Raw genomic sequence first — 22,672 nt, forward strand, 5'->3', positions numbered from 1 at the left:
TCTGTAGGGACTTGATTGTGAATCCGGTGGTCCTCGCGGCGGGTCGGGGCTGCGCTGCGGCAATCCTGGCCCGGCAGGAATTGCCGGCTTAACGGCGCGTTAACCGTGATGCTCCGATATCGAGGCGTACCCGGGCGCGGATTCCGGCGAGAGAGCATTATTGCCATGGCCAAGAAGCCCAAGAAGGCCTCCGCCGAGGAGGGCGAGGCCGGCGCCGAAGCCGCCCCGAAGGGCAAGAAGAAGCTCATGATCATCGTCGCCGCCGCCGCGGTCCTGATCCTGGGCGGCGGGGGGGCCTTCCTGATGATGGGGCATGGCGGTGGCCACGACGACGGCAAGGAGGTCGCCGAGGGCGGACATGGGGGCGGGCACGGGGGCGGCCACGGCGGGGACGCCGCCGGTCCCGACGGCAAGAAGCCGGTGGTGTTCGTCGAGGTGCGCGAGATGGTGCTGAACCTCAGCCCCGACCTGCCGCAGGACAAGGTCAAGTACGCCAAGGTGCGGCTCGCCCTCGAACTGAAGGACGCCAAGGTCGAGGAGGAGGTGAAGCCGCTGATGCCGCGGGTCGAGGACGCGCTGCAGGTCTACATGCGCGAATTGCGCGCGAGCGACCTAACCGGCTCGGTGGGCCTGTTCCGGCTGCGCGAGGAACTGCTGCGCCGCGTCAACGTCGCGCTCTACCCCGCCAAGGTCGAGGCGGTGCTGTTCAAGGACGTGATCGTCCAGTGATGCGGCCGGAGATTCTTCCCGTCATCGGCGCGGCACACGGCCGGGGCCCGAGCGAGCAGGCCTGATGGAACCCGAGGACGCACTCCCCGAGGACGACTGGTCCGCCGCCCTGCTGGAGCAGGGGGCCGAGGGCGGTGACTCGTCGCTCGCCGAGGAATGGGGCGCGGCGCTCGCCGAACAGGGCACGACGCGCAGCGCAGGGGACGTCGCCGCCGAATGGGCGACGATGATCGAGGACGGGGAGAGCGACAACCTCCCCGAACTCGCCGGCAACGACCGGGTGCTGAACCAGGACGAGATCGACGGCGTCCTCGGCTTCTCGATGCGCGAACTCTCGGCCTCCGGGGCCGGGGGCGTGCAGGCCATCGTCGATTCGGGCGTCGTTCAGTACGAACGCCTGCCGATGCTGGAGATCGTCTTCGACCGGATGATCCGGTTGTTGTCGACCTCCCTGCGCAACCTGTTCCAGGACAACGTCGAGGTGACGCTCGACAACATCACCTCCGTGCGGTTCGGCGACTACCTCAACGCGATCCCGCTGCCGACGCTGCTCGGCGTGTTCCGGGCCGAGCAATGGGAGAATTCCGGCCTCGTCACGGTCGATTCCAACCTCGCCTACGCGACCTTCGACCTGCTGCTCGGCGGCAAGCGCGGCGGCACGTCGAGCCGACTCGACGGCAGGCCGTTCACCGCGATCGAGATGACGCTGGTCCGTCGCCTCGTGGAGATCGTGCTGGGTGACCTGGAATTGTCGTTCCAGCCGCTCTCGCCCGTGACCTTCGGCATCGACCGGATCGAGACCAATCCGCGCTTCGCCACCATCACCCGGCCCGGCAACGCCGCGATCCTGATCAGCCTGCGCCTCGACGTCGACGGGCGCGGCGGCATGCTGCAGATCCTGTTTCCCTACGCGACGATCGAGCCGATCCGCGAACTCCTCACCCAGAGCTTCATGGGCGAGAAGCTCGGCCGCGACCATGTCTGGGAAGGCCACCTCGCCACCGAGATCTGGCAGGCCGACGTGACCATGCAGGCGGTGCTGCACGAGATGATGCTGCCGCTCAAGCAGGTCATGGGCCTCAAGGTCGGCGACACGCTGATGTTCGAGGCCAAACCCTCCGATCTCATCACCGTGCGCTGCGGCGACTGGGCGCTGACCCAGGGCCGGATGGGCCGCGTCGACGGCCACATCGCCGTGCAGGTCACCCGGCCCCTGCGCCGCTCGCGCACGACGATCCAGGCCTACGAGGCCTCCATGAACAATCGCTCGGACAATTGAAGCCGCGTCCCGTCAGATGGTCGCCGGCTTTCGGAAAAACACGATGCCGATCAACAAGCTAGCCCAGCGTCCAGGGTCCGGTGCCCCGGACGTTGGGCGAGGATCGATGAGGGTCCCATCATGAGTCTCTTCGTCACCCTCGCCACCGACATCCTGGTGGCGGTCCTCCTGGCGGCGACCATCGTCACATCCCTGCGGCTCTCGCGCCGGATCGGTCAGCTCAAGGGCGACGAGGGCGCCCTCCGACAGACGATCGGCGACCTGATGGTGGCGACCGGCACCGCCGAGCGCGCCATCGCGGGCCTGCGCGCCGCGATCGACGAGGCCGACCGCACCCTCAATGCCCGCCTGGAGGCCGCCGCGGCCCGCACCGTCGAGCTGTCGCAGCAGGTCGAGGCCGGGGAGGCCGTGGTCGCGCGGATCGGAGCGATCGTGGCGCAGATGCGCGCCGTGCCGGCCCGACCGGAACCGGCGCCCGCCGCGCCGGCGGCCCCCGAGCCGGCGATGCCGACGCCGCGCCGTGCCGAACCCGCGAGCCCGAACGGCGAGCGCCTCGGCGCCGCGGCCGCAGCAGCCCTCGCCATGAGCGAGCGCGCGCTGGCCCGCGTCCGGGCGCGCGCCGCGTGACCGGGGTCAAGGCTCCGAAGATCCCGCCGCCGAAGCCGGATCCCGAGGCGAAGATACGCCGCGCCGGCACGGCGCTCCGACGCTCCCGCCCGAAGACCGTGCGGCCGGTGCGGCTGCGCCTCATCGATGCCGTGGCCCTCGCGGCGGGCGGGCTCCTCGTCCTGAAGCTCCTCAGCCTGCTTCAGGCCGGCCTGCCGGAGAGCGGTCTCCTGCCGGATTATGGACGGGCGGTGGCCCGGGCCCGCACCGGTTTCGACGTGTCCGATCCCGTCACCACCGGATCGGTCGGCACCAAGGCGGAACCCGCCGAGCCCGAGAAGGCGCCGGAACCGCCCCCGGCCCAGCCGGCCGCCGCCGCGGCTTCGGCTTCCCCCACCGAGCGCGCGATCCTGGAGAAGCTCGGCGCCCGGCGCGACGCCCTGCGCCAGAAGAGCGACGAATTGGAGCTGCGCGAGAAGATGCTGGGCGAGGCCGAGCGGAAGCTTGAGACCGGGCTCGGCGATCTCAAGAAGGCCGAGGACAAGGTCGACGCGGTGGCCAAGGCCAAGGAGGATTCCGAGAAGCAGGGCCTCAAGAACATCGTCACGATGTACGAAGCGATGAAGCCCAAGGATGCCGCCCGGGTGTTCGACCGGCTCGGCCACGAGGTGCTGGTCCCGATCGTTCTGGCCATGAACCCGCGCAAGATGGCCGAGGTTCTGGCGGTGATGCAGCCGGAGACCGCCGAACGCCTGACCGTGGCGCTCGCCAACCGCGCCCGGGGCGGTGCCGGGACGCAGGTCCAGGCCGGCGCGGGCCTGCCGGCGAGCGAGCTTCCGGCGATCGATCCCGGGCCGCCGGCGCGGTAGCGCAGCCCCCCGGCTTGCCGCGCGTCTGGCGCGGCGCGACGGCGCTATGATTTATGGTGCGGGCTCGGACGCCCGGTGTAGGATCCCGCCCAACAGAACGCCGTCGCGCCCCGCGCGGCGCGCCCCGGGAGCAACCGCATGTCCGATCTGGCGACCCTCCGCGGCCTCTCCGGCCTCAGCCCGGAGCCGGCCCCGCTCGCGGGCTCGGCACTCGTCATGATCGACTTGCAGCAGACCTATCGCGAGGGGGTCATGCGGCTCGACGGCGTCGAGAGCGCCCTCCGCGAGGCGGCGGATCTCCTGCGGCGTGCGCGGGCGGCCGGCATCCCGATCCTGCACGTGCGACACGATGCCGGGCCCGGTTCGCCCTACGACGTGACCGCTCCGATCGGCCAGATCAGTCCGGAAGTGTCCCCGCAGGGCAGCGAGCCGGTGATCACCAAGGCCTATCCGAATTCCTTCGTCGGCACCGACCTCCAGGCTCGGCTCGAGGCGACGGGCGTTAGGGACGTCGTGCTGGCGGGCTTCATGACGCATATGTGCGTGAATTCCACCGCCCGCGGCGCCTTCACGCTCGGCTTCCGCCCGACCGTGGTGGCCGCCGCCACCGCCACGCGCGAGCTGCCCGGCCCGGACGGCAGCGCGGTGCCCGCCGCCCAGCTCCAGGCTGCGAGCCTCGCCGCGCTGGGCGACCTGTTCGCCGTGGTGGCGCGCCGGCAGGCCGACATCCCGGACTGAGCCGCGCGCGCGAATCCCGGGCGAGACGCGCCCCCGCTAGGCTGAGGCGGATAGCCGTCGCAGCGTGGCGGCCACCTCCGCCGGTCCGGGACGCCGGGCCGGGTCTGCGTGCAGGCAGACCTGTTCCAGGGACCGCAGGTCCGCCGGGGGCTGAACGCAACGGTCGAGGAGTTCGCCGAGCAGGATCCCCAAGGCCCGCACCTCGATCCGTCCGAGCGCCGCCTCGCCCTCCCCCGCCGGCAGCGCCGAGGCGGCCCCGAAGTCGCTGAGCACGGCCGCACCGGTCCCGGCGTCCCACAGCGTGTTGTGGGCGTAGACGTCGCCATGGAGCAGGCCGCGCCCGTGCAGGTGGGCCACCGCCTCGGCCACGGATTGTGCGATCCGCAGGACCCGCTCCCGATCGAGCCGCAGATCCGGATCGTAGACGTCGCGGCTGCAGCTTGCGAGGCTCGGCGGTCCGGCGAGGACGCGCCAATGCGGCGGCAGCAGCCGGAGCAGCAGACCCTGGGTGCCGTCGGGATGGCCTTCGAGCCGGCCGAGGGCGCCTGTGAGGGCCGGATGCGTACCGGCTGCCAGGCAGGCTTCCATCTCGCGCTCGGGCAGGCCGTCGCTGGTCATCGCCCCCTTGAACAGCTTCAGCGCCACGGGCTTCCCGCGCCACGATGCGCGATGGACCCGGCCCGAGGCCCCCTCCCCCAGGAGATCGCCGACCGCCACCTCCCCCCAGGGCACGCGCGCGGCCGCCGCTGGCTCCGTCGCCGGCTCGGCGGGATTGCCCGCATAGGCGATCCAGGCTAGGCGCGGCAGCCGGGTGAGCCATGGCGGCAGGGCGTCGAGCCGGTTGCAGGATAGGCGGATCAGCTCCAGATTGTCCGCGGCCGCGAGGCCTTCGGGCAGATGCGCGAGCCGGTTGCCCGCCAGCATCAGCTTCTGCAGGTGCGGACGGGCGCCGATTGCGTCAGGAAGAGTCCCGATCCGGTTGTCGGTAAGCGTGAGCCAGCGCAGATCGCGCGGCAGCGACTCCGCCGGCACCTCCCCGATGCCGCAGCCGCGGAAGCCGAGCTGGCTCAGCGTCGGGCAGTCGCCCAGGACCGGCGGCAGGCGCGGGAACGGGTTGCCGGAGGCGAACAGCACCCGCAGGCGGTGCAGGCGGCCGAGATCGGCGGGCAGGTCGGTCAGGCTGCCCCTGCCGAGGTCCAGCACTTCCAGCGTGTCGGCCAGCGCGAAGACCTCCCGCGAGACTTCCGTGAGCCCGTCGGGCAGCCGCAATTCGCGGGCGCCGCCAAGCTCACCGCGCCGCAGGGCCGCAAGCGTTTCGGTCCGGTCCAACCCTCAGCCCCGCTTGAAGAAGGCGTCGGCCGCCCCCTGCGCCGCCTGCTTGGCCGCCCGCGCCGCCTCGATCCGGGCGATCTCGGCCCGCAGCAGCGCGATGCGCGCGTCGAGGTCAGAGAGCGACAGCGTGTCGAGGGGCTGCCCGATCTCGTGGACCGCGGCCTTGCGCGGCCGTTCGTCGTCGTCCCGCACGTCGTCCTCCCTACAGGAACGGTCGTCCGGCGCCGTCCCAGGGCAGGCCCAGATGGGCCGCCACCGTGGCGCCGATATCCGAAAGGCTGTCCCGCCGGCCGATGGAGCGGGGCGTCACGCCGGGTCCGAAGGCCAGGACCGGCACCTGCTCGCGGGTGTGGTTGGTCCCGGTCCAGGTCGGGTCGTTGCCGTGGTCGGCGGTGATGATGGCGAGGTCGCCGGGGCGGAGCGCCGCCTGGATCTCCGGGACCCGGGCGTCGAACGCTTCGAGTTCAGCGGCATAGCCCGGCACGTCCCGGCGATGGCCGTACTCGGTGTCGAAATCCACGAGGTTGACGAAGATCAGGCCGCCGTCGGTCAGGTCGGCCAGGGCATCGAGGCCCGCTTGCAGGCAGGCGGCGTTCGGACCCGGCTTGATCTCGCGGCCGGTGGCCCGGTGGGCGAAGATGTCGCCGATCTTGCCGACGCTCACGATGCTCCGGCCGGCCGCCTCGGCGCGGTCGAGCAGGGTGCGGCCCGGGGGTGCCACCGCGAAGTCCTTGCGGTTGCCGGTCCGGCGGAACCCTGCTTTCGCCGAGCCCACGAAGGGACGGGCGATGACCCGGCAGACCCGGTACGGATCGCACAGGCGGCGCGCGACGCGGCATAGGGCGTAGAGCGCTTCCAGGCCGAAGGCCTCTTCGTGGGCGGCGATCTGGAACACGCTGTCGGCGGAGGTGTAGCAGATCGGCCGGCCGGTCCGGACGTGCTCGGCCCCGAGTTCATCGATGATGGCGACGCCGGGGGCGTGCCGATCGCCCAGGATCCCGGGCAATCCGCCCTCCGTGATCAGGGCCTGCGTCAGCGCCGCCGGGAAGGCCGGCCGCGTCTCGGGGAAATGGCCCCACGGTTCGGGCATCGGCAACCCGGTGATCTCCCAGTGGCCGGACGGTGTGTCCTTGCCGGCGGCCGTCTCCACGGCATGGCCGTAGGCGCCGGCCGGCCGGCCCGCGGTGTTAAGACCGGGCGGGATCCGGCCCGAGGCGCCGGCGGCGGCGAGCCCGAGGCCGAGGGCGGCGAGATGGGGCAGGCGCAGCGCGCCGGCGCGGAGCCCCGCCCGGTCGCCCAGGCCCGCCGCACAGCGTTCCGCGATGTGTCCGAGGGTGTCGGAGCCGGCATCCCCGTAGGCTTCGGCGTCGGGGGCGCCGCCGATGCCGACGGAATCGAGGACGATCATCAGCGCGCGCGGCACGGTCAGACGGGCTCCAGCTCGGTCGGCGCGTCGCTGTCGAGGGCGAAGGCGGCCTTGAACAGGGCGCGCGTATAGGCGGTCCGCGGATCGGCGAAGATCGTCTCGGCGGGGCCTTCCTCGACCACGCGGCCGTTCTGCATGACCATCACGTAGTTGGCGAGCGCCCGCACGACCTTCAGGTCGTGGCTGATGAACAGGTAGGCCAGCCCGCGCTCCCGCTGCAGGTCGCGCAGCAGGGTCACGATCTGGGCCTGGACCGAGCGGTCCAGCGCCGAGGTCGGCTCGTCGAGCACCACGAAGCGGGGGTTCAGCACGATGGCCCGGGCGATGGCGATGCGCTGGCGCTGTCCGCCGGAGAATTCGTGCGGGTAGCGATCCATGGCGGCCGGGTCCAGGCCGACATCGGCCAGCGCCTTCGAGACGACCGCCCGGCGCTCGGCCCGGCCGCGCACGGCGCCCTGCACCACCAGGCCCTCGGCGACGATATCAGCCACGGACATGCGCGGCGATAGCGAGCCGTAGGGGTCCTGGAAGACGACCTGCATGTCCCGCCGCAGGGGCCGCATCTGCGCCACCGTGAAACCATCGATCGTGCGGCCCAGGAACACGATCGGCCCCTCCGAGGCCGTCAGCCGCAGCAGGGCGAGACCCAGCGTGGTCTTGCCCGAGCCGGATTCGCCGACGACGCCCACGGTCTCGCCGGCGCGGACCTTCAGCGAGACCCCGTCCACCGCCTTGACGTGGCCGGTGACCCGCCGGAGCAGGCCGGTCTTCAGGGGGAACCAGACCTTGAGCGGCCCGGCCTCGAGCAGGTTTGCGGCATCGGCCGGGACCGGGTTGGCGCGGCCCTTCGGCTCCGAGGCGATCAGGCGCCTCGTGTAGTCGTGCTGCGGGTCGGCGAAGACCGCCTTCGTCGCCCCCGCCTCCACGATCCGGCCCTTCAGCATCACGCAGACCCGGTCGGCGATCCGCTCGACGATGCCGAGATCGTGGGTGATGAACAGCATCGCCATGCCGAGGCGCTTCTGCAGGTCGGCAAGGAGCGCCAGAATCTGCGCCTGGACCGTGACGTCGAGGGCGGTGGTCGGCTCGTCGGCGACGAGCAGGTCCGGCTCGCAGGCGAGCGCCATGGCGATCATCACCCGCTGGCGCTGGCCGCCGGAGAGTTCGTGCGGGTAGGCACCGATGCGGCGCTCCGCGTCGCGCAGGCCCACGAGGTCCAGCAGTTCGAGGATGCGCCGGCGGGCGGCGCGCCCCGTCAGGCCGCGGTGGAGCCCCAGAACCTCGCCGATCTGCCGCTCGATCGTGTGGAGCGGATTCAGCGACGTCATGGGTTCCTGGAACACCATGGTGATGTCGGCGCCGCGGACGTCGCGCATCGCGCGTTCCGGGAGGGTCGCGAGGTCGCGGCCCTTGAACAGGATCCGGCCCTCCTGGCGCGCCGCCCCGTCGAGGAGCCGCAGGATCGCGAGCGCCGTCACGGACTTGCCGGAGCCCGATTCGCCGACCAGCGCCACGGTCTCGCCGCGCCGGATGGTGAAGTCGATCCCGTCGACCGCCGCCGTCTCGCCCGCGCGGGACCGGAAGGCGACGGACAGGTTCTCGACGGCCAGCAGCGGCTGGGATTCATCCAACGTCATGCCGCTCCTTATAGCGCGCGGGGCCAATGACCCTAGTCTATCTTGCTGCGACGATGGTCCGCCCGGACGCGGCGGATCGGACGGGAGATCGCGATGACGGCCGGATCCCACGCCTTCGCCGCCCGGATCTGGCAGGCCCTCGACGGGCCGACCGGCGCCCTCGACCGCCTGCACGTCACCGGGATGGGCGCCCTGCCCTCGGCCTTCGCGGTGAGCGACCTCGCGGCGGGCTCGGTCGCGGCGGCCGCGCTGGCGCTCGCCGAGGTCGCGGAACTGACGGGGCCGGTGACCGTGGACCGGCGGCTCGCCTCGTTCTGGTTCGCGACGTCGCTGCGGCCGGAAGGCTGGCGCGTGCCGGCGCCCTGGGACCCGGTGGCGGGCGACTACGGGACGCGGGACGGCTGGATCCGGCTCCACACCAACGCGCCGCATCACCGGGCGGCGGCCGAACGGGTGCTCGGCGCCCAGGCGGATCGCGCCGGCATGGCGCGGGCGGTGGCCAACTGGGACACGGGCACCCTGGAGGCCGCGATCCTGGCCGAGGGTGGCTGCGCCGCCGAGATGCGCGGGCTCGACGCCTGGGCCGCGCACCCGCAGGGCCGTGCGGTGGCGGCCGAACCTCTGGTGGCGCTGGCGCCGTGTGGCGGCCGGCCGACGAATGCGGCGGCATCGGGCTGGGCGCCCCGGCCGGGGCGCCCGCTGGCCGGCCTGCGCGTGCTCGACCTGACGCGGGTGCTGGCCGGGCCGGTGGCGACGCGCTTTCTCGCGGGCTTCGGGGCCGATGTGCTGCGCATCGACCCGCCCGACTGGACCGAGGCCGCCATCGAGCCGGAGGTGACCCCCGGCAAGACCTGCGCCCGCCTTGACCTGCGCCGCGACGCCGACCGGGCCATCTTCGACGCCCTGCTCGCCGGGGCGGACGTGCTGGTCCACGGCTACCGGCCCGGCGCGCTGGACGGGCTCGGCTACGGGATCCGCACCCGGTCGGACCTGGCGCCGGGCCTCGTTGAGGTCTGCCTCGACGCCTATGGCTGGACCGGCCCCTGGGCCGGACGGCGCGGCTTCGACAGTCTCGTCCAGATGAGCACCGGGATCGCGCAGGCCGGGCAGGATTGGCGCGGGGCCGACGCTCCGGTGCCGCTCCCGGTCCAGGCCCTCGATCACGCCACCGGCTACATGATGGCGGCGGCCGTGCTTCGGCTGCTGAGCCGTCGCCTGTCGGACGGCACCGGCGGCCGGGCGCAACTCTCCCTCGCCCGCACGGCCGCCTGCCTGATCGAGGCAGGTGCGGCTCCGCCCGAACCGGCCTTCGCGGCCGAGACCGCGGAGGATCTGGCGCCGGACTTCGAGGCAACGGCTTGGGGCCCGGCGCGGCGCCTGCGGCCGCCGGTTTCCGTCGTTGACGCCCCGATGCGCTGCGAGCGGCCGGCGCGTCGTCTGGGGGAGGATGCACCGGCCTGGGCGACCGATGAGCACGGTGCCGTGATCGGCCGCGCCCCACCCTTTCCGATGGATTGATCCGCAACCGGAGGTCGCTACAAGCGCCGATGTGGACATCTCACGCCTGCGCCACGGCGCGCTCCTCGCCCTCTTCCTCCTCGGCTCGGCCCGTCCGGCCGCCGCCGTTCCATCCGAGGGGGCGACCGAGACCGTCGAGCAGGCGCTGTGCCGCCTGATCGACGAATCCGCCAAGGCCCGTGCCCTGCCGGTGCCGTTCCTGACGCGGCTGATCTGGCGCGAGAGCAGCTTTCGCGTGGGCGTCGTCAGCCCGGCGGGGGCACAGGGCGTCGCCCAGTTCATGCCCGGGACCGCCCGGGAGCGCGGGCTCCTCGACCCGTTCGACCCCGAACAGGCGATCCCGCACGCCGCCCACCTGCTGGCGGACCTGAAGAGCCAGTTCGGCAATCTCGGGCTCGCCGCGGCGGCCTATAACGGGGGGGCGGCCCGTGTCAGCAAGTGGCTGGCCGGGGATGGCGGCCTGCCCGCCGAGACCCGCGCCTACGTGGCCGCCATCACGGGCGTCCCGGCCGACGATTGGCGCACCGGTCCCGCCAAGGCGATCGAATACCCGGAGGGCGGCGCGCCCAAGAAGCCCGAGACGGCGGACGCGAAACCGGAGCCGGCGCAGACCTGTCTTCAGGTCACCGCCAGCCTGCGCATCCCGTCCCGCGGCGATCGCTTCGCCCTGGGGGCCAACGAGGGCCCGGCAGCGCCCTGGGGGATCCAGCTCGCCGGCAACTTCTCCAAGGCGCTGGCGCTCCAGAGCTTCAACCGGGCGCGGAGCGCCTATGCGGGGGTGATCGGCGACGTGCGGCCGATGATCATCGGCACGCGCCTGCGCAACCGTGGCACCCGGGCGTTCTACCGGATCCGGATCCCGGCACAGAACCGGCAGGCCGCCGACGACCTGTGCGGCCGCATCCGCAAGGTCGGCGGCGCCTGTTTCGTGCTGCGGACCTGATTTTTCGCGCGCCGCCGCGCGGCCGTCATCAATCCGCCCCGAGCCTGGCGCCGTATGGACCGGTCGCGACAACCGGACGGGATATGACACGGCTCTTCACTGCGCTTGCCAGCCTGCTCTGCCTCGGGCTCGCCGCGTTCGGCCTCAACGCGGCTTCGCCGCTCGCGCTGTTCGACGCGATCGGCCCGCGGGATCCGGGCGGGCGCCTCGCCGCGAAGGACCAGCCCTTCGGCGAAGGGTCGCGGCGGCGCCTCGACGTCTACGTGCCCGCCGCGGCCGCCGAGAACGCCCCCGTGCTGGTGTTCTTCTACGGCGGCTCCTGGCAGAGCGGCTCGAAGGACGACTACGCCTTCGTCGGACATGCGCTCGCCGCCCAGGGCTTCGTCACGGTGCTGCCGGACTATCGGCTCTATCCCGAGACGGCGTTCCCGGGCTTCCTGGAGGACGGCGCCGCGGCGCTCGCCTGGGTGCGCGACAACATCGCGGCCTATGGCGGCGACCCGCGCCGGATCGTCCTGGCCGGGCATTCCGCGGGGGCCTACAACGCCGTGATGCTCGGCCTCGACCCGCGCTACGTGATCGCAGCCGGCGTCGATCCCAAGGCGATCAAGGCGGTGGCCGGCTTGTCCGGCCCCTACGATTTCCTGCCCCTCGATCAGGACACCACAATCAAGGTGTTCGGACAGGCGCCCGACGCGGCCGCGACCCAGCCGGGCAGCTTCGTCGGACCGCTGTCACCCCCCGCCTTCTTGGCGACCGGCGATGCCGACACGGTGGTGAAGCCCCGGCACACCGTCAGCCTCGCCGCGCGCCTGCGCGCCGAGCATGTGCCCGTGCAACAGCGGATCTATCCCGGCCTCGACCACAAGGACACGCTGCTGGCTCTGTCGGTGACCTTCCGCTCGAAGGCCCCGGAACTCGCCGAGATGGCGGCGTTTCTGATGCGCCAATCCGCCAGCCGGTCGCAGTACACGATGCGGCGCTGAACCCGGAAAACCTTCGTCAAGGTTAGTGCGCGATCGGTGGGTGCAACTTTTGATTTGCCATCGCCCGGGCCGTGTCCAGGACTAAGATGAGGCTGCGGCCAACCACGCCGTCCCAGACAGAAGCCACGAACGTCCGACCCAATTCTCTCATCCTCGGGTGCCGGAGCGCGGCGGAGCCTTCCTTCCGGGCCCGCTGACGCGGTCACCCCGGGATAACGGAAGTGGGTGGGATCACCGGGATGCTTCTCTGGGACCTCGATGGGTCGCGGGCTCGGCGGTGGAACGGGACATGGCTTCTGCGGACGCGGCGATCGGGATCCCCGCCGAGGGGCGGCAGCAGGGCATCGCCGGCCGCGATGTTCCGGACGTGCTGCGCGTGCTCCTGAACGGGGCGGTCTTCGTCCTCCTCTGGAACCACGTCTGGCTGAAGGACCTGTCCGATCGCTCGATCCTGGCGGCCTCCGAGGACGGCAGCCTGCTGACCCAGGTGCTGTTCCTCGCCGCCGGTGCCGCCATGGCGGCGGCGATCCACCGGATCGGCGTGCGGCACCTGCGCCCGCTGATGACGCGGCCGCTCCTGCTCTGCGCCCTCTGGCTCGGCCTGACGACCCTCCTGTCCATCGAACCGGGCCTGTCGCTGCGGCGGCTGGCACTGTTCGCCATCGCCGCCATGCTCTCGGCGGGTGTCCTGATCGTCGCCCGATCCCCGCGGCAATTGGCGTTGACCATGGCCGGGGCGGCCCTGGTGATCGTGCTGTCCTCTTACCTGGCGGTGGCGTTCGTACCGAGCCTCGCGATCCATTCGGCCTTCGACGTCAATTCCGATCCGAGCCATCCGGGCCTCTGGCGCGGGATCTTCCCGCAGAAGAACGAGGCCGGGGCCGCCATGGTGATCCTGGTGATCGTCGGCCTCTACGTCGCCTCGGCGGCGAGCCGGCTCCTGGGCTGGGGGATCGTGCTGTTGGCGGCGGGGTTCCTGGTGGCGAGCGGCTCCAAGACCGCGATCCTGCTGCTGCCGGTGATCCTCGCCACCACGGGGCTTTGCCAGATCCTGACCGGGGGCCTCGCCCGGGGCCTTCTGCTTCTCGGCCCGGTGGTCGGGTTCTCGCTGATCTCCATCGGTTCCGTCCTGGTGCCGCCGATCCAGGACGCGGTCGGGGCGCTCCTCACCGACGCGACCTTCACGGGGCGCAGCGAGATCTGGCAATTCGCCATCGACAACATCCTGATCCGGCCCTGGCGCGGCTGGGGGCTCGGCGCGTTCTGGATGACCGAGCGGACCATGTATGCCGGCTCCGAGGAACTGACCTGGGTCAACACCGTCGATCACGCTCACAACGCCTATCTCGACACGGCGCTGATCGGCGGCCTGCCGCTCCTCGCGCTCACCGTGGCGGCCTTCGTGCTCGCCCCCGTGCGCGACCTGCAGCGTGTGGCCGGCGGCGGCCGTCTGGACGCCGAGACGCTGCTGTTCCTGCGGTTCTGGTTCCTGGGCCTCGTCTCGGCCTCGTTCGAGACGGTTCTGTACAACGGCAACAACGCCACCTGCTGCATGTTCATGATGGCGGTGTTCGGCCTGCGGCTGCGCACGCGCTACGCGCTCGCCGGCAATCGAGGCGGCTGATCCGCCTGTCACGCCGCGCCGTCATCGCGAGCGCCGCCCTCGACGGTGTGACACCGGCCCGCGATGAGCCGGCCTCACCGAACTCCGCCCACGCGACGGCGCGGCGGGTCTCGTCCGCCGGTCTCGCTGATGACGGCCATGGGGTGGATTCGAAGCGATTTGATAGGGGATCCGACGTTCAACGCATCGTCCTGAAGATCTGAATCAAGACGATGCGCTAGGTCTTTGGTTTTGCATTATCGTTTTCCGAAAGCCGGAAAATACCTCTTGGGATGATGCTAGGGGCACATCCGTTCACGCAAATCTCGGTCCGCGAGAGTCGCGTGCCGATGGCCTCGGTCAGCGCGACCGCCCCCTCTTTCGGGTAGACTACGATATTCACATTTCTCCGGAAGTAGCGCGGATCCCCTTGCTCTGCTTGCAGGAAACGAAGGGAGGAGCACCGGCGCCAATACGAAAGCATAGCTAGATTCATTGTCCGTCACAAAATCATACGCGGCTGGTTTGGCCTTTTGCATGCCAGCCAAAATTGTGTAAATTTTAGTCGCACCAGTCGATCACCGATTAGCGTGATCTCAATATCTTACTTGCACCATCCCCCCTGAGGTATTCGTTCGGACTTTCACGGATGGCAAGCAGCATCGGATCGGTCACCCCGCGCGGCGCGGACACCCTATCATTTAAACCCCTGGGGCAGTCGCAATCGGCCAAGTCGGTCCAGGCGGCACAACAGGCTACCCGGACGCAGGCGGGAGTCGCGACAGCGCAGCAGGCGCTCGCCGACGCCAACAGCGTTGTCGATCAGGACAAGCGCAATCATAGCCCCAGCTGCGTCGCCTGCGACCAGAAGCTGGTCGATAAGGCGCAGGCACAGCTCGCTCACGCCAAGGCGTCTGCGAGCGACGACAACGTGCAGACGCCGCCCGCACCTGGCACCACCGTCGATATCACGGCGTAATCCCGCCCACCTCCGGCGGCACCGGCCGCGGGCGCCGGTCGTCGCCGATCGCCACGAAGGTGAAGGTCGCCTCCGTCACCTTCATGGTGGTCTCGCTCGCCCGCTCGCGCCGCCAGACCTCGACCTGAATGCGGAGGGACGAGCGCCCGACCGTGACCAGCCACGCGTAGAGGCTGACCTCGTCGCCGACGAAGACCGGATGATGGAACGTGATCGCGTCGACCGCGATGGTGGCACAGCGTCCACGCGAGCGTCGGGCCGCGACGTTGCTGGCCGCGAGATCCATCTGCGCCATCAGCCAGCCGCCGAAGATGTCGCCGGCCGGGTTGGTATCGGCGGGCATCGCGATGGTGCGGATCACCGGCAGCCCGCGATCGGTCGGTTGCGAACCCGCGTCGGCGCCGGCCGCGCTCCCCTCGTCAGCCATCGATGGGATGAGTCCCCGCCGTCATTGCTTGGAACTTCTCCAGCCAAGCTCAGTGGGCGTCAATCGGGCAGCGCGAAGACCAGGAGTGCGTCGCCGGTGCCGAAGCCCGCCGCCTTCGTGTAGGACGCGCCGCCCGCCGCCACCGCGACGTATTGCCGGCCGTCGAGGGCGTAGGTCATGGCCGGGCCGCTGATGCCCGCCCCGCACTGGAAGCGCCAGAGCACCCGGCCGTCACTGGAATCGTGGGCATCGAGATGGCCGTCCTCCTCGCCGGAGAAGACGAGGCCGCCGGCGGTCGCGAGCGTCCCCCCGGACAGGCGGCTCGCCGCGCGCACCGACCAAGCGATCCGGCCGCCGTCGGCAAGGTCGACGGCGCTGAGCGTGCTGAAGGCGGGCTCGCCCTTTGCCTCGGCGGTCTCGCTGTAGCGGATCTCCGGCCGTCCGGCGGCCGCCGGCACTGTCTTCACCGTGTAGGTCGTCGCCCCGTGGCGGACCTGCACGTAGGCCAGCCGCCCGTCATAGGCGGTCGGCGGCCAGGAGACCGCGCCGAGGGGCCCGGGTGCCACCACCGTGCCCTGCGCGCTCGGCGGCGTGAACAGGTTCTTCTGGTCGAGGAGCGGCGCCGAGCGCTTCAGCAGCTTTCCGGTCGCGCGGTCGTGGACATAGATCCAGCCGGTCTTGCTCGCCGAGGCCACCGCCTTCGTCCCACCCGGCATGTCGAGCAGGAAGGGCGGCGCGGCGACGTCGTAGCCCCACTCGTCGTGGGGCACCTGCTGGTAGTACCAGCGCAAGGTGCCCGTCTTCACGTCGAGGGCGACGAGGCACATCGTGTAGAGATTGTCCCCCGGCCGCGACAGGCCGAAATTCTGTGGCGCCGGATTGCCGGTCCCGAGGAAGATCAGGCCGAGATCGGGATCGTAGGCCGGCGTCATCCAGAGGGAGCCGCCGCCGACGCGCCAAGCCTCGCGGTTGGCGGGTGCCGCCGCCTTCTCGGCCGCGATGTCCCGGTGGAGCGGCGTTCCGTCGGCGGTTTTTTCCACGAATCCGCCCTCCCAGCCCTCCGCGGGGGTGACGTACCAGCGCCAGCGCTCCGCGCCCGTCTTGGCGTCGTAAGCCGCAAGCCAGCCGCGCCGGCCGTAGCCGCCCTCGATGCCGACCACCGCGCCGCCGTCGAGGCCGCCCGCCTCGTCCTCGATGTGGAGGCCGTAGCCCGCGCCGGTGACGCCGACGATCACCAGCCCGTCGGCGACCAGCGGCGGCATCTTGAAGCCCAGGCGGCTCGAGCCCTGAACGGGTTTGCCGCCGAGCGTCGTCGCCAGCCCCGAGGCGGTCTCGGTCTCGCCCTCCTCCGGCCGGACCGCCTCCTTGTCCCAGACCACGCGGCCGGTCTTGGCATCCAGGGCGATCAGCCGTCCGTCCATGGTCGCCTCGTAGACGAGGCCGCCCGAGACGGCGAGGCCGCGGTTCGACGGCGGTCCGAAGATCTTCTCCGTCCGTGGTTTGTGGGTGTAGGTCCAGAGCGGCTTGCCGGTGCGCGCATCCAGCGCCGCGACGTTGTTCTGCGTCGTGGAGATATAGAGGCTTCCGTCCACCATCACGGGCTGGGCCTGGAAGTAGCCGGTGACCCCGGTCTGGAAGATCCAGGCGGGGCGCAGCCGTCCGACGCTACCGCGGTCGATCTGGGTGAGTTCGGAGAAGTTGCGGTTGCTGGGATCGTGCCCGAAGGCCGGCCAGGGGGTCTCGGCGGCGACGGCTCCGAATGGCGCCACGACCAGCCCCGCGCAAGCGAGCCAAAGTCCTGTGTCGATCCGAGTGATGGGCGGCACGGCGTTTCGTCTCCCGGTTCTCCGGTCGCCCATTGCCCCAGAGGATGCATCCCCCCGGATGTCGGGCGCCGTTGCGATCGTTTGTATCTTATGGGATACTGATTGTGCCCGAGGTGTTGACTACGGAGGTGTTCGACCGGTGGATCGACAGTCTGCGCGATGCCGCAGGCCGTGCCCGCATCCTGCGCCGGATCGTGCGCCTCCAGGAGGGTCATCGCGGACAGGTGGCCCCGGTCGGCGGTGGGGTTAGCGAGATGAAGATCGATACAGGTCCCGGTTGCCGTGTCTACTTCGTCGAGCGTGGCGATGGCGGGATCGTCATTCGCCTGTGCGGCGGCGACAAGGATTCGCAGACCCGCGACATCGCTCGGGCCCGCGATCTCGCACGCACAGTTTGGGTAGGCAACGCATGACGAACGGCACGACACCGACGCGCCCCTTCGATGTGGCCACCTATATCCGCACGCCCGCGGAGGCCGCCGCCTACCTTTCGGCGGCCTTGGAGGAGAATGATCCCGCAGCGTTCCGGCAGGCGCTCGGTGACGTCGCGCGGGCCAGCGGCATGACGGCCGTGGCCGATGCCAGCGGACTTGGACGCGAGAGTCTCTACAAGGCTCTGTCGCAGGGCGGAAACCCGAGCCTCGACACCGTTCAGCAGGTAATTACGGCTCTCGGGCTGACGATGGCCGTGATTCCATCGCAGTCTCCCGCGGCCGTGGATCTCGACTGACGTTCAGCCCACCGCCCGCGCCGCCGCGTCGAGCTGGCCCGGGGTCGCCTGCGCGCCCATGGCCCGGGCCATGTCGGCGGCACTCTGGCCGGAGGCGTCGCGCCTGTCCGGGTCGGCCCCGTGCTGGAGGAGCAGGTCGACCATCTCGGTCCGGTCGAACATCGCGGCGGTCATCAGGGCCGTGCGCGTCCCGTCGCCGGTGCCGTCGACCGCGGCCCCGTGTTCGAGCAGCAGCCGCGCCACCGCCAGGTCGTTCTTGAACGCCGCCCCGGCGAGCGGCGTCTGGCCCCGATCGTTGGCGAGCTCAGGATCGCCGCCGGCCTCTAGGATCACCCGGGTCGCCTCCGCCTGACCGTTATAGGCCGCGAGCATCAGCAGGCTGTCGCCCTTGTCGTTGCGCAGGTTGGCCGGCAGGCCCTGGCCGAACAGCTCGGCGAGTTCCTGCGCATGGCCCATCCGCGCGTATTGGAAGACGCGGCCGGCGAAGGCCAGGGTCTCGTCGTCGAGGGCGGGGGGCGTATTCGTCTCTGAGGCCATCGTGTGCTCGTCTGTCACCGGGGGTGATTTGGGCCGGTGCGGGCTGCGCGTCCAGCGCCGCAGGGAACGGTTTCGCCGGCCCGCTCGTTCCAGCGGCCAACCGAAGCCGGAGCGACCCGGCGCCTGCCGGAGCGCCGCGATGCCCCGACCGTTCGAACCCTTCGCCGACGCGCTGCGCACCGCGCGCGAGATCGTCCGGGACCGGGTCGGCGCCGTCGCGGAGGCTGCCGTCCAGGCGGATCCCCGCGCCTACGACGCGGCCTGCGACGCCCTCGTGGTTCGGATCGCGCAAGCGATCGTCGACGCGGGCGAGGAAGCGGCGGCGCAGGGTGTGGGCCGGAACCACGAAGCCGCGTGAGGGTCCGGCGCCCGTTCAGTCGCGCCGCCGCCCGCCGCCGCCCTTGTATTTTGGTTTCTGCCCGCCGAGGCCCTGCGTCGAGCGCGGCTTCGGCCTTTCCTGCCAGACTGGCGCGCCGCCGCCGACCGGCAGCTCGCGGTCGGTGCCCGGACCCATATTGTCGAGGTCGGGCTTGGCGATGCGGCTGTGCCCCGCCCCGCGCGGGGCTTTCCGGCCGAACTTGCCGGCCTCGCGCTCCACGTCCCCCTGCCGGGCCATCGGGTCGTCCGAGACCAGCAGCTCGGTCGCCTGGAGCCGCTTCAGCTCGTCGCGCAGCCGCGCCGCCTCCTCGAAGTCGAGATCGGCGGCCGCCGCGCGCATGCGCTTCTCCAGATCGGCCAGCACCGCCTTCAGGTTATGGCCGACCGTGATCGCGTCCTTCGCCAGGCCGGTATCGACCTGGACGTGGTCGCGCTCGAACACGCTGCTGAGGATGTCGGCGATGCCGCGCTTCACGCTCTGCGGCGTGATCCCGTGCTCCTCGTTGTAGGCGAGCTGCTTGGTCCGGCGCCGCTCGGTCTCGGCCATCGCCCGCTCCATCGAGCCGGTGATGTTGTCCGCGTAGAGGATGCAGCGCGCGTCCGCGTTCCGGGCGGCGCGGCCGATCGTCTGGATCAGCGAGGTCTCCGAGCGCAGAAAGCCCTCCTTGTCGGCATCGAGGATCGCCACCAGGGCGCATTCCGGGATGTCGAGACCCTCGCGCAGCAGGTTGATGCCGATCAGCACGTCGAAGGCGCCGAGGCGGAGATCCCGAATGATCTCGATCCGCTCCAGCGTGTCGATGTCGGAGTGCATGTAGCGCACCCGCACGCCGTTCTCGTGCAGGTACTCGGTGAGGTCCTCGGCCATTCGCTTGGTCAGCGTTGTCACCAGCGTCCGATAGCCAGCCTGGGCCACCTCCCGGACCTCGCCCAGCAGGTCGTCGACCTGGCTGCGGGCGGGGCGGATCTCGATCACCGGGTCCACGAGGCCGGTCGGACGGATCACCTGCTCGGCGAAGACGCCGCCGGTCTGCTCCATCTCCCACTTCCCGGGCGTCGCCGAGACGTGGACGGTCATGGGCCGCATCGCGTCCCACTCCTCGAAGCGCAGCGGCCGGTTGTCCAGGCAGGAGGGCAGGCGGAAGCCGTATTCGGCGAGCGTCGCCTTCCGGCGAAAGTCGCCCCGGTACATGCCGCCGATCTGCGGGACGGTGACGTGGCTCTCGTCGGTGAAGACCAGGGCGTTGTCGGGCAGGTACTCGAACAGGGTCGGCGGCGGCTCGCCGGGCTTCCGGCCGGTGAGGTAGCGGGAATAGTTCTCGATGCCGTTGCAGGCGCCGGTGGCCTCGATCATCTCGATGTCGAAGGTACAGCGCTGGTCGATGCGCTGGGCCTCGATCAGCCGGCCCATCTTGGTCAGCTCTTCGATCCGGCCGTTCAGCTCGTTCTTGATGCCCTTGATTGCCTGCTGCAGCGTCGGGCGCGGCGTCACGTAGTGCGAGTTCGCGTAGACCTTCACGAACTTCAGCTCGGCGATGGTCTTGCCGGTGAGCGGATCGAACTCGACGATGCTCTCGATCTCGTCGCCGAACAAGCCGATCCGCCAGCCGCGATCCTCCAGGTGGGCGGGCCACAATTCGATGGAATCGCCCCGCACCCGGAAGGTGCCGCGGGCGAAATCGGACTGGATGCGCTTGTACTGCAGGGCCACGAGGTCGGCGATCAGCTGGCGCTGCTCGATCCGCTCGGCCAACGAGACGGTGAACGACATCGCCGTGTAGGTCTCGACCGAGCCAATGCCGTAGATGCACGAGACCGAAGCGACGATGATCACGTCGTCCCGCTCCAGCAGGGCGCGGGTGGCGGAATGGCGCATCCGGTCGATCTGCTCGTTGATCGAGGATTCCTTCTCGATGAACGTGTCCGAGCGCGGGACATAGGCCTCGGGCTGGTAGTAATCGTAGTAAGAAACGAAATACTCAACGGCGTTGTCCGGGAAAAAGGACTTGAATTCTCCGTAGAGCTGGGCGGCCAGCGTCTTGTTGGGGGCGAGGATCAGCGCCGGGCGCTGGGTCTCCTCGATGATCTTGGCCATCGTGAAGGTCTTGCCCGAGCCGGTCACGCCGAGCAGGACCTGATCGCGCTCGTGTACCTGCACGCCCTTGACCAGTTCGGCGATGGCGGTGGGCTGGTCGCCGGCCGGCTCGAACTCGGATCTCAGCGTGAACCGCAGCCCGCCCTCGGATTTCTGCGGGCGCTCCGGCCGGTGCGGGGTCCAGGTCTGGCCGTCCTTGAACAGCGGGTTGCCCTCGGTGAGCAGCCGCTCCAGCGCCGTCACGGTAGCCGAGGCGCCCCCGTCGCCGCCGGGATCCGTCAGATCGGCACCCTCCGGGACGGGGCCGTCCTCGGGCGGGATCAGGCCCAGGGCCTGGGCGAGGCGCGGGTCGACATCGGCGGCGTCGCCCAGGGCGTAGCCGGCCTGGGGCGCCTCCGCGAAGCCGTCGCGGGCGATCTCGGCCCGGCGCGTGGCGGCCGGGGAGGAGCCGCCGGTGGTCCCGTCCTTGGCGCCACGCTTCTTGGGCCTGCCCGGCCGGGCGGGCGCCTCGGGCGCCGGCTCCACGGGCGGCGGCCGGTTGCGGTTGAGTGCCGGGTTCAGCAGTGCGGCGAGATATGTGTCGAGGGGCTTCAGTTCGGGCTTCGACGCCTTGGCGGACGAGGCCGTGACGGAGGCGGCGCGCGATTTCTTCGGAGCGGGCATGGACACAATATGGGCCGTGCGGCCGCCGGGAGAAACCCTGTCCGAAGGAGAGTTTTACCGCGCCCCGGCCGCCGGTCCCGCCGGCCCGCTGGCCGGCCGGACACCGGATCGTGGGAGCGGTTTTTCCGGCCCGGTGATTGTCCGAATACAACCGGTAGGTAGATTTCATCCCATGTCAGACTCGACCTGCAGCGCCGATGCTGAGAAATTCCGCCGCCGTGACCGGTCGAATTGGCTTGCGACGATCCGGCCGGGCCGGTACTTTGCGGCGCAAAGCACGATGCAGCCCCGGGGCATGAGGCGCATGCGGGACCTGGACAAGGCATTGGCCGACATCGTGGCGATCCGTTCGCAGATCGCGCGCGACACGGCATTTCGCGGGGTCGGAGCGGCGACCGTCGCCGGCACCGGCGGCCTCGCGCTGGCCTGTGCGGCCGGCCAGGCCCTGTGGCTGGGCGATCCGGCGGCCAAGCCCGGCCTGTTCTTCGGACTCTGGGTCGCTGCCGCCCTCGCGGCCTTCGCGATGATCGGCGTGGAGGCGATGCGGCGCTCGCGGCGCCTGCATTCCGGCCTCGCCGACGCCATGGTGTGGAACGCCATCGAGGTCTTCCTGCCGGCCGCCGGCGCGGGGGCGTGCCTGGCCCTGGTGATCGCCCGCTTCGCCCCCGGGGAGGTCTGGATGCTGCCCGGCCTGTGGCAGGTCCTCGTCGGCCTCGGCCTGTTCGCTTCGGCGCGGATCCTGCCGCGGGCGGTGCAGGGCGTGGGCGCCTGGTATCTGCTGGCCGGGCTCGCCGTGCTGGCCCTCTCGGCGGAGACGCGCCTCCTCTCCCCCTGGGCGATGGGCCTGCCGTTCCTGGTCGGCCAGGCCTGGCTGGCGGGGATCATCCATCACAGCGCCCGGGCCTTCGATGACGACCGCTGACCGCGCCGTCGGGCGCTTCTCCTACGAGGGGCTCGACCGGCTGATCCACGAGCGGGCGCGTCTCTCCGTGCTCACCTCCCTGGTGGCGCATCCGAAGGGCCTGCCGTTTCCGGATCTCAAGCGTCTGTGCGGGTTGACCGACGGCAACCTGAGCCGCCACCTGGCGGTGCTGAGCGAGGCAGATCTGGTGAGCCTCGAGAAGGGTCTCGCGCATAACCGCCCGCAGACGGTGTGCCGGCTGACCGACACCGGCCGCCAGCGCTTCATCGGCTACCTGAGCGTCCTGGAGCAGGTCGTGCGCGATGCCGCGGAGGCCGCCGATCGCGGGCCGGAATCGGGGCGCCGCGGCCTCGATCCGGCCACGAAACCGGTGTGAGACTGTCTAAGCTTCCCAAGATTATTAACTCCGCCCCGATAAACTTAAGCGATACCCCCATGCCGGGAGACTT

At 70.8% G+C, this 22,672-nt stretch carries 23 protein-coding genes; 15 read left to right on the forward strand and 8 right to left on the reverse strand.

Annotated elements, in window-relative coordinates; translation table 11 throughout:
• Window positions 1-165 precede the first annotated feature (165 nt).
• From fliL to MKK69_RS24530, 5 genes are all read left to right on the forward strand, one after another.
• Entirely contained in the window at window positions 166-729 is a 564-nt protein-coding gene (gene fliL / locus MKK69_RS24510) for a flagellar basal body-associated protein FliL (protein ID WP_243972220.1), read from the forward strand.
• A gap of 64 nt (window positions 730-793) precedes the next feature.
• Window positions 794-2,008, forward strand: a complete 1,215-nt coding sequence (fliM, locus tag MKK69_RS24515) for a flagellar motor switch protein FliM (RefSeq protein WP_409564871.1) — start codon at window positions 794-796, stop codon at window positions 2,006-2,008.
• 120 nt (window positions 2,009-2,128) lie between these two features.
• Window positions 2,129-2,635 carry a DUF6468 domain-containing protein gene (locus tag MKK69_RS24520; protein ID WP_243972222.1) on the forward strand — a complete coding sequence of 169 codons (507 nt, stop codon included), beginning with the start codon at window positions 2,129-2,131 and terminating at the stop codon, window positions 2,633-2,635.
• Entirely contained in the window at window positions 2,632-3,483 is an 852-nt protein-coding gene (locus MKK69_RS24525) for a MotE family protein (RefSeq protein ID WP_243972224.1), read from the forward strand. The genes MKK69_RS24520 and MKK69_RS24525 overlap by 4 nt, the downstream gene beginning before the upstream one ends.
• Before the next feature lie 138 nt (window positions 3,484-3,621).
• On the forward strand, window positions 3,622-4,221 hold the full coding sequence (locus MKK69_RS24530) for a cysteine hydrolase family protein (protein ID WP_243972226.1): 600 nt from the start codon (window positions 3,622-3,624) through the stop codon (window positions 4,219-4,221).
• 36 nt (window positions 4,222-4,257) lie between these two features.
• On the opposite strand, the gene MKK69_RS24535 is transcribed toward MKK69_RS24530, so the two are convergent.
• Genes MKK69_RS24535 through MKK69_RS24550 form a run of 4 tightly spaced genes read right to left on the reverse strand, consistent with a single transcriptional unit; the run spans window position 4,258 to window position 8,616 of the window.
• Window positions 4,258-5,550 (reverse strand): leucine-rich repeat-containing protein kinase family protein, encoded by a 1,293-nt coding sequence (locus MKK69_RS24535; protein WP_243972228.1) that lies wholly within the window; start codon window positions 5,548-5,550, stop codon window positions 4,258-4,260.
• Between the two features lie 3 nt (window positions 5,551-5,553).
• Window positions 5,554-5,745: a DUF1192 domain-containing protein gene (locus MKK69_RS24540; RefSeq protein ID WP_243972230.1), complete on the reverse strand. Its 192-nt coding sequence runs from the start codon at window positions 5,743-5,745 to the stop codon at window positions 5,554-5,556.
• A 10-nt stretch (window positions 5,746-5,755) separates the two neighbouring features.
• Entirely contained in the window at window positions 5,756-6,976 is a 1,221-nt protein-coding gene (locus MKK69_RS24545; protein WP_243972232.1) for a phosphopentomutase, read from the reverse strand.
• Window positions 6,977-6,978: 2 nt separating this feature from the next.
• Complete coding sequence (locus tag MKK69_RS24550; protein WP_243972235.1) at window positions 6,979-8,616, reverse strand: ABC transporter ATP-binding protein; 1,638 nt, start codon at window positions 8,614-8,616, stop codon at window positions 6,979-6,981.
• Between the two features lie 93 nt (window positions 8,617-8,709).
• On the opposite strand from MKK69_RS24550, the gene MKK69_RS24555 reads away from it, so the two are divergent.
• The 5 genes from MKK69_RS24555 (at window position 8,710) to MKK69_RS24575 (ending at window position 14,645) form a co-directional block, all read left to right on the forward strand.
• Window positions 8,710-10,134, forward strand: a complete 1,425-nt coding sequence (locus MKK69_RS24555) for a CoA transferase (protein WP_243972236.1) — start codon at window positions 8,710-8,712, stop codon at window positions 10,132-10,134.
• A 31-nt stretch (window positions 10,135-10,165) separates the two neighbouring features.
• Window positions 10,166-11,077, forward strand: a complete 912-nt coding sequence (locus MKK69_RS24560; RefSeq protein WP_409564872.1) for a lytic transglycosylase domain-containing protein — start codon at window positions 10,166-10,168, stop codon at window positions 11,075-11,077.
• Window positions 11,078-11,160: 83 nt separating this feature from the next.
• Entirely contained in the window at window positions 11,161-12,063 is a 903-nt protein-coding gene (locus MKK69_RS24565) for an alpha/beta hydrolase (protein WP_243972238.1), read from the forward strand.
• A 289-nt stretch (window positions 12,064-12,352) separates the two neighbouring features.
• Window positions 12,353-13,687 carry an O-antigen ligase family protein gene (locus MKK69_RS24570; protein ID WP_243972240.1) on the forward strand — a complete coding sequence of 445 codons (1,335 nt, stop codon included), beginning with the start codon at window positions 12,353-12,355 and terminating at the stop codon, window positions 13,685-13,687.
• A gap of 628 nt (window positions 13,688-14,315) precedes the next feature.
• Entirely contained in the window at window positions 14,316-14,645 is a 330-nt protein-coding gene (locus tag MKK69_RS24575; protein WP_243972242.1) for a hypothetical protein, read from the forward strand.
• Here the strand turns inward: MKK69_RS24575 and MKK69_RS24580 are convergent.
• Window positions 14,635-15,072 (reverse strand): acyl-CoA thioesterase, encoded by a 438-nt coding sequence (locus MKK69_RS24580; RefSeq protein ID WP_243972244.1) that lies wholly within the window; start codon window positions 15,070-15,072, stop codon window positions 14,635-14,637. The genes MKK69_RS24575 and MKK69_RS24580 overlap by 11 nt on opposite strands.
• 59 nt (window positions 15,073-15,131) lie before the next feature.
• The gene (locus tag MKK69_RS24585) at window positions 15,132-16,841 is read right to left on the reverse strand and encodes a pyrroloquinoline quinone-dependent dehydrogenase (protein WP_243972312.1); all 1,710 of its coding nucleotides are present in this window, start codon (window positions 16,839-16,841) and stop codon (window positions 15,132-15,134) included.
• Window positions 16,842-17,002: 161 nt separating this feature from the next.
• Here MKK69_RS24585 and MKK69_RS24590 point away from each other — a divergent pair, with 161 nt between their 5' ends.
• Window positions 17,003-17,311, forward strand: a complete 309-nt coding sequence (locus tag MKK69_RS24590) for a type II toxin-antitoxin system RelE/ParE family toxin (protein WP_243972246.1) — start codon at window positions 17,003-17,005, stop codon at window positions 17,309-17,311.
• Window positions 17,308-17,628, forward strand: coding sequence for an addiction module antidote protein (locus MKK69_RS24595; protein ID WP_243972247.1), 321 nt, complete (start codon window positions 17,308-17,310; stop codon window positions 17,626-17,628). Before MKK69_RS24590 ends, MKK69_RS24595 begins: the two co-directional genes overlap by 4 nt.
• Before the next feature lie 3 nt (window positions 17,629-17,631).
• Here MKK69_RS24595 and MKK69_RS24600 read toward each other — a convergent pair whose 3' ends face one another.
• Window positions 17,632-18,165: an ankyrin repeat domain-containing protein gene (locus tag MKK69_RS24600; protein WP_243972249.1), complete on the reverse strand. Its 534-nt coding sequence runs from the start codon at window positions 18,163-18,165 to the stop codon at window positions 17,632-17,634.
• 139 nt (window positions 18,166-18,304) lie between these two features.
• On the opposite strand from MKK69_RS24600, the gene MKK69_RS24605 reads away from it, so the two are divergent.
• Window positions 18,305-18,523, forward strand: coding sequence for a hypothetical protein (locus MKK69_RS24605; protein ID WP_243972251.1), 219 nt, complete (start codon window positions 18,305-18,307; stop codon window positions 18,521-18,523).
• 15 nt (window positions 18,524-18,538) lie between these two features.
• Here MKK69_RS24605 and uvrB read toward each other — a convergent pair whose 3' ends face one another.
• Window positions 18,539-21,301, reverse strand: coding sequence for an excinuclease ABC subunit UvrB (gene uvrB, locus MKK69_RS24610; protein ID WP_243972253.1), 2,763 nt, complete (start codon window positions 21,299-21,301; stop codon window positions 18,539-18,541).
• Between the two features lie 304 nt (window positions 21,302-21,605).
• Here uvrB and MKK69_RS24615 point away from each other — a divergent pair, with 304 nt between their 5' ends.
• Window positions 21,606-22,223 (forward strand): hypothetical protein, encoded by a 618-nt coding sequence (locus tag MKK69_RS24615; RefSeq protein WP_243972254.1) that lies wholly within the window; start codon window positions 21,606-21,608, stop codon window positions 22,221-22,223.
• Window positions 22,210-22,599: a transcriptional regulator gene (locus tag MKK69_RS24620; RefSeq protein ID WP_243972257.1), complete on the forward strand. Its 390-nt coding sequence runs from the start codon at window positions 22,210-22,212 to the stop codon at window positions 22,597-22,599. The genes MKK69_RS24615 and MKK69_RS24620 overlap by 14 nt, the downstream gene beginning before the upstream one ends.
• The last annotated feature ends 73 nt before the right edge of the window (window positions 22,600-22,672 follow it).

The organism is Methylobacterium sp. J-026 (genome assembly GCF_022829585.1).
Classification (GTDB): domain Bacteria; phylum Pseudomonadota; class Alphaproteobacteria; order Rhizobiales; family Beijerinckiaceae; genus Methylobacterium.